We start from the raw sequence: 6,000 nt of genomic DNA, 5'->3' as shown, positions 1-6,000 counted from the left end.
ACATAAAACGAGAGAAGACAAGAACTGTCCTCTCTCGGTGTTAAGTGGGTCAACCCACTACAGTTGACAAAGAGCCCTTTGTTTCATATGTGCCTTTTCCATTGTTCAAAAAGCTCTACAGTCTCTGTGGTGGTCTTATCCACTAGAGACTGTAGAGCTGAAATTTGTCTACACTTCTTTTGTCAACATAAGAGGTTTTTAGTCCTTATCTTCCTTAACATACTGGTATAAACTAATGAGCAAGGAAATGAAACTCCATAGAAGAATTAACAAAATAAATAACTTCGTCGGCTGTCTTATGGATGGAAATTGTGTTAAAACTAGAAAAAGTGATTGAATGAAAATTAAACTTTGAAGAAAAATGAAAAGCAATCCAAACTTCATAAAATTATTTTACCCCCTATCCATGTTAATCATAACATCCATTTTATTATAAACATTTGGGTCATGTGTAGCGATAATGATCAGACGATTAGTTGTCTTCAGACCGAGTATGAGTTTAATAATTTCCTGAGCGTTTTTTGCATCTAGCGAAGCTGTCGGTTCATCAGCTAATAGAATTGGGGAATCTTTTAAGATGGTTTTAGCAATCGCTACTCTCTGAGCCTCTCCACCAGATAATGAAAAAATTTTTCTACTTAAATCTAAAGATAGATTTACCTCTTGTAGCGCACGGAGCATTTGCTGCTTTTTCTCTGCTTCATCCAATTTTTTACCAATAAAGGCTAAGTCTAAATTTTCTTTAATTGTTCTATTATCCATTAACCCATAATTTTGAAAAAGGTAGCTAACATAATCCTTAAAATAAACTTTTTCTTTAATATTCTTTAACGGAGTGCCATCCACAAAAACCTCTCCTTCATCAACCGATTCTAGCTTACCAATAATATTGAGCAAAGTTGTTTTTCCAGTTCCAGACTCACCTACTATACCATATGTTTTCCCTCTCTCGAAATAATAATCTGATTTTGAAAATAAGATTTTTTCCTCAAAAGACTTACTTACTTGACGAAGTTCAATCATACTGGCCTCCTTTTAAATAACGGACGTAAATTCCTTTTTCTTTTTGCATAACCACAAAAAATACAATGAGTGAACATAACAGATAAGCAATAGGTACCATGACAATAGTAATAGAGAATCCTATAAAGAATGCAATGAGTGACAGACACAAATGGATGATTAGCATTAACATCAGAGGTAAGCGATGTAAAGCCAGTAAAGAATAGCCAGCCAACCGTTTGATCAAAAATTCTCTACGCCCTTGATAAAAATAGATTGTTACTAACAATTTTATTAATAGTAGTGAGCTAATACCACCAACAAGCATAACTGTAAACAAACTATTACGTTTTATTTCTAACTGTTGTATTTTTTGTAAGATGGCATATTTCCCATTTGTTAAAGCTCCTAATGCCGATGTCATCTGATGTTTTTTGATTAATTCTAAAACCTTTTCAGGCGAAGCGACTAAAATATTTGAGGGTATAAAATTTTCAACTGAAATTTTTTCAATAACTATAATGGGATACTTAACAAAAACTTCATTCGACCAAAGTTGCCCAACGCTTGAAAACACAGGAAAGACAAAGACTTTTTCTCCCCCGTTATAGCTAGCAAAACTGAGGACTGAATCTGGATAAGGGTTTTCATAGGGGATATTATCAGGTAAGAAACCTCGCTCTAAAAAGGTCCGCCATGCCTTAGACAAATTATCAAATTGATTCACCTCTTGAGGTAATAAAACAAGTCGATCATGCTCTTTCAAGTTAGCGATCCTTGCTTTTGTCTCCTTATCTAAATTCAGGGAGACTTCTTCTATAAACTGTTCATTGACATAAATAACATTCGATACGTTCTCTGGTGTTGGGGAAAAGCTCCCTTTATTTGGGGTATCAATCATAGCCATATGATCTAAGGTTGTTTCCACCGATAATGTCGGAACTTCACTTAGCAAATCACTAATAAAGGCTTCCCATTGTTGGCTGTTTACCATGCCCCCGTCATCTAAAGAAGTCAGTTGATAAAAATCTGATTTATTCGACCATTCTTGGTAACCAGCAGAAAGTGTGTTTAAGTCATTCTGAATTCCTGTCGCACCATAAACACTAGACATCACCGATACTAGGCTTAGTAGCTGTATGACCAAGACTAATATAGCCATCAATCGAACGGGAACTTTTCCCTTGATGGCATGAATAATTGGTTGTTGTTGAAGGATATGATAAAACAAGTGAGACAGAAAAAAATTAATCCCTAACAATAAAATCGTCCATACTATCAAAGGAGAAAAAACAATAAAGAAAGCTATCAGGGTTAACATGCCTGTAGCGGATAAGAAACTAATAACCCCCAAAATATGGAGAAGAAACAATAAAATAATAAATAGGCTTGAGGTAGTGACCTCTTGTAAAGCAATATCATATTTTCCTTGACCAGATAGCCGTTTAACACCAATATTTTTTAGTTCTGATATATAGTCCGATAATATTAGCGTTGCATAGACCACCAAAACAACTAAGGCAATCATTATACTCTGTGGTATTGTCAACATTAACCTTAGCAAAGCAAAATGCTGGTTTGTTGGAAAAACCACCACTTGATTGCCAAGTTCATTTAAGCGCTGGCTAAGTTGGTAGGCTGTTAAATTTCCGTCGACAATAACATATAAAGTATTATGGGGACTATCACGAATGAATTGGGCATCGCTTTGTATCGGGAAAATATCAGGTAACCGTTCGCCTCCAATCGGCACATAAGTATTTTCCAATAAACCTGTGTCATTATTTTTCGGAGAAACAATTCTCCTTGCCAGAATTAGACCTTCTTCTTTACTAATTTTTTCTAACTGTTCTGGAAGATCAATCGTAGATTTTTCCACAAAAATAATCTCTGAGTACCCGTAAGAAATCTCATTTCCATAATGTTGAATAAAAACAAGACCTAGAACAGTTAACACTAAAAACGTGACGAGTAAAAGCAGTCTGTTCAATCGTTTATACATAGGTCACCTCAACTATAGGACTAAAATGGCTAAAAGAGAGGGCAAATGACCTCTCTTCCTCCGTTACCAAATAGCATTGCCATTAGAATCATAGTGATTAACCGGATGGTAATAAAATGAAGCAGGGTCCCAAACATTTCCTATAGAGGAGTACGCCCAAACACCTGAACCTGCATTAGCCCAGTTTTTTGCTCCATTATTACGATTGACCACTTTGGCACCGTGCTTATTGTGTGAGTGATAATAATTTGAATAGGTATAAAAAGTCCCGTAACCATAGTTCCATGTGCCACCGTCGACTTCAACTGCACTAGCAATCAAGCCACTAGAAATAACAATAGCACCAGCTAAGATACATGTATATAAGGCATTTTTAATCTTTTTCATAATATAATTCCTTTCTAAAATAAAGATATGGGATTTTGGCGTAGTTATTTTTCCTAAAACGCCTCCTCTCTAACACTAAACCTAATTTGGATTCGCTTTCATGGTATCATGTTTTTTTAAAAATGTCAAATAAATCTACTCATTTTTTCGTTTTCATGTACAAATCTATACCATAAGATATGCGTTAAGATATGCGTTCTTGTGTCATGATGGATTGGCTTAAGATAAAATTATGGGGGTAAAAGGCTAGGACTTTTGCTGGTTTTATGATACAATAAAAGTAACCAGACAGCCGAAAGGCTTTTTTCTAAACAATCAATTAACAAAGGAGATGTGACATGTCACTATTAGATAGTTTTGATAAGGGTTGGTTTGTGCTACAAACCTACTCAGGATATGAAAATAAGGTTAAAGAGAACCTCTTACAACGAGCGCAAACCTATAATATGCTTGAGAATATTTTGCGCGTGGAGATTCCGACACAGACGGTCAACGTTGAAAAAAATGGTGAAACAAAAGCTGTCGAAGAAAATCGTTTCCCAGGCTATGTCTTGGTTGAGATGGTCATGACTGATGAGGCTTGGTTCGTGGTGCGGAACACCCCAAACGTCACAGGGTTTGTCGGCTCTCACGGAAACCGTTCAAAACCGACCCCGCTCTTGGAAGAAGAAATCAGAGCCATTTTGGTATCAATGGGACAAAGTGTGGACATTATCGACACCAACATTAATCCAGGAGACATGGTTCAGATTATCGATGGCGCCTTTATGGGACAAGAAGGGCGTGTGGTTGACATTGACAATAACAAAGTCAAGATGATGATCAACATGTTTGGTACAGAAATCGCAGCAGAGTTGGAACTTTATCAGATTGCAGAGTTGTAAGGTCAGTGCTAACGGCTAGTTATCTCTGGTTCAGGCAAACTTAGAGATACCGTTAAACAAGGGTACGGACATCGTTCGGCGACTGATAAGAATAACGAAATGAGGAATATAAATGAAAAGCATCTATAGTACCAAAGTCTACAACACGGGAGGTCGTGTCGGACAAGCCTTTACAGAGGATAAGTCTTTTCAGGCAACGGTAGTCCAACCAGGCACTAAGCAAGAAGGCGCAACAAACCCAGAACAGTTATTTGCAGCAGGCTATGCGTCGTGTTTTAACGGTGCTTTGTATGCTGTTCTTAAACAAAAAGATATTGTGGCAGAGGCAACAGTTTCAGCCACTGTTACACTTTACGCTTTGCCAGCAGCGGATTTGCCAAATGTTCAGCTGGGTGTTGCGATTGAGGGTCATATCGAGGGACTTACTTTGTCCGAGAGTCAGGAACTACTAGATTTTGCTCATACGGTGTGCCCTTATTCAAAAGCTGTTGCGGGTAATATAGATGTGACGGTTACCGCTGTTTAAGAGCGATTCCCTTAGCTGATGAGCCGTTACACGACCTCTCGATGCCCTCGCCAGCCAGAGGAGTGATTTGGTGGAGGAGCAATTCTTGACATCAGGGAACGAGAGGCAGCCCAAAGATGCCTGTTTGAAGAGGCAGATTGAGCGCGCAGAGCTCGCTACAGTCGTGAGAGCTGTAAAAGTTGATAGTATCAGCGCATTTTAGGGGCTAGTTGCTGTGCAGCTTGTGATTTCCCTCCTTCAAGGTCCGTACGCCTTGAAGCACTCAAACACTGTGTCTGGTTTAATTGACGATAAAAAGTGGAGCAATAAGCTGCCCTAGCCTTATCAGTTAACTAAAATCATTTGACGAAATATGCATTTTATCGTAAAATGAAAGAATGGATAAAACTGGCGACTGCCAAGACAGTAAGGAGCACACCTTGACATTAGACGTATTTGCAGGACAAGAAAAAACAGAACTTTCAATGATTGAAGTTGCCCGAGCCATTTTAGAAGAGCGTGGTCGTGATAACGAGATGTTTTTCAGTGACTTGGTCAATGACATTCAACGCTACCTAGAAAAAACCGATGCGGAGATTCGTTCAGCCTTACCTTATTTTTATGCTGATTTAAATACTGACGGTAGCTTTATTCCCCTCGGTGAAAACAAATGGGGTCTGCGTTCGTGGTATGCTATCGACGAAATTGATGAGGAAATCATCACGCTGGAAGACAATGATGACGACGAGGACGCGCCAAAACGTAAGAAAAAACGCGTTAATGCGCTTGCTGGTGATGATGACATCGACTACAGCGATGATGACCCAGAAGATGAAGACTATGGTCGTGGTGATGACCAAGAGTTAGAGTATGACGATGATAATGCTGACGATGAAAAATCTGAAGTTGACAGTTATGATAGCGAGCTAAACGAAATTGACATCGATGCCCCGCTTGATGATGACGACAGCAGTGTTGCCCTTGATGACGAGGATGATTTTTCAGAAGATGAAGAGGTTTAAGACTTCTCTTGTCTGCGTGGACAAGGCACTTTTGAACTAATCATAGCTTTAGCTTATGGCACCTTGTTCGGTAGTAGAGCATAGGGTAACGTCTCTCGTACCGAATGGTTTATTTTAGCATCGTGCTACGAGTCAGATAAGTCAGTCAAAACAGCCTAGTTAAGGACTTGGTTCTGGATGTTACAGGACTAAGTCTTT

Annotated in this window: 6 protein-coding genes; 3 read left to right on the top strand and 3 right to left on the bottom strand. The window is 38.5% G+C overall.

What is annotated here, in order from left to right; translation table 11 throughout:
* Positions 1 to 393: 393 nt before the first annotated feature.
* The 3 genes from ACERC8_RS01700 to ACERC8_RS01690 form a co-directional block, all read right to left on the bottom strand.
* Positions 394 to 1,023: an ATP-binding cassette domain-containing protein gene (locus tag ACERC8_RS01700; protein WP_373658179.1), complete on the bottom strand. Its 630-nt coding sequence runs from the start codon at positions 1,021 to 1,023 to the stop codon at positions 394 to 396.
* Positions 1,016 to 3,004 carry a DUF1430 domain-containing protein gene (locus ACERC8_RS01695; RefSeq protein WP_373658178.1) on the bottom strand — a complete coding sequence of 663 codons (1,989 nt, stop codon included), beginning with the start codon at positions 3,002 to 3,004 and terminating at the stop codon, positions 1,016 to 1,018. The genes ACERC8_RS01700 and ACERC8_RS01695 overlap by 8 nt, the downstream gene beginning before the upstream one ends.
* A 63-nt stretch (positions 3,005 to 3,067) precedes the next feature.
* Positions 3,068 to 3,391 (bottom strand): lactococcin 972 family bacteriocin, encoded by a 324-nt coding sequence (locus tag ACERC8_RS01690; protein WP_373658176.1) that lies wholly within the window; start codon positions 3,389 to 3,391, stop codon positions 3,068 to 3,070.
* Positions 3,392 to 3,729: 338 nt separating this feature from the next.
* Here ACERC8_RS01690 and nusG point away from each other — a divergent pair, with 338 nt between their 5' ends.
* From nusG to rpoE, 3 genes are all read left to right on the top strand, one after another.
* Complete coding sequence (nusG, locus tag ACERC8_RS01685; RefSeq protein ID WP_373658175.1) at positions 3,730 to 4,275, top strand: transcription termination/antitermination protein NusG; 546 nt, start codon at positions 3,730 to 3,732, stop codon at positions 4,273 to 4,275.
* Between the two features lie 112 nt (positions 4,276 to 4,387).
* Positions 4,388 to 4,801, top strand: coding sequence for an Ohr family peroxiredoxin (locus tag ACERC8_RS01680; protein ID WP_373658174.1), 414 nt, complete (start codon positions 4,388 to 4,390; stop codon positions 4,799 to 4,801).
* A gap of 419 nt (positions 4,802 to 5,220) precedes the next feature.
* On the top strand, positions 5,221 to 5,802 hold the full coding sequence (gene rpoE / locus ACERC8_RS01675) for a DNA-directed RNA polymerase subunit delta (protein WP_373658173.1): 582 nt from the start codon (positions 5,221 to 5,223) through the stop codon (positions 5,800 to 5,802).
* Positions 5,803 to 6,000: the final 198 nt, after the last annotated feature.

It is taken from the genome of Streptococcus sp. E29BA (genome assembly GCF_041807805.1).
Taxonomy (GTDB): Bacteria; Bacillota; Bacilli; order Lactobacillales; family Streptococcaceae; genus Streptococcus; species Streptococcus entericus.
This window is presented reverse-complemented; position numbering and strand designations above follow the sequence as displayed.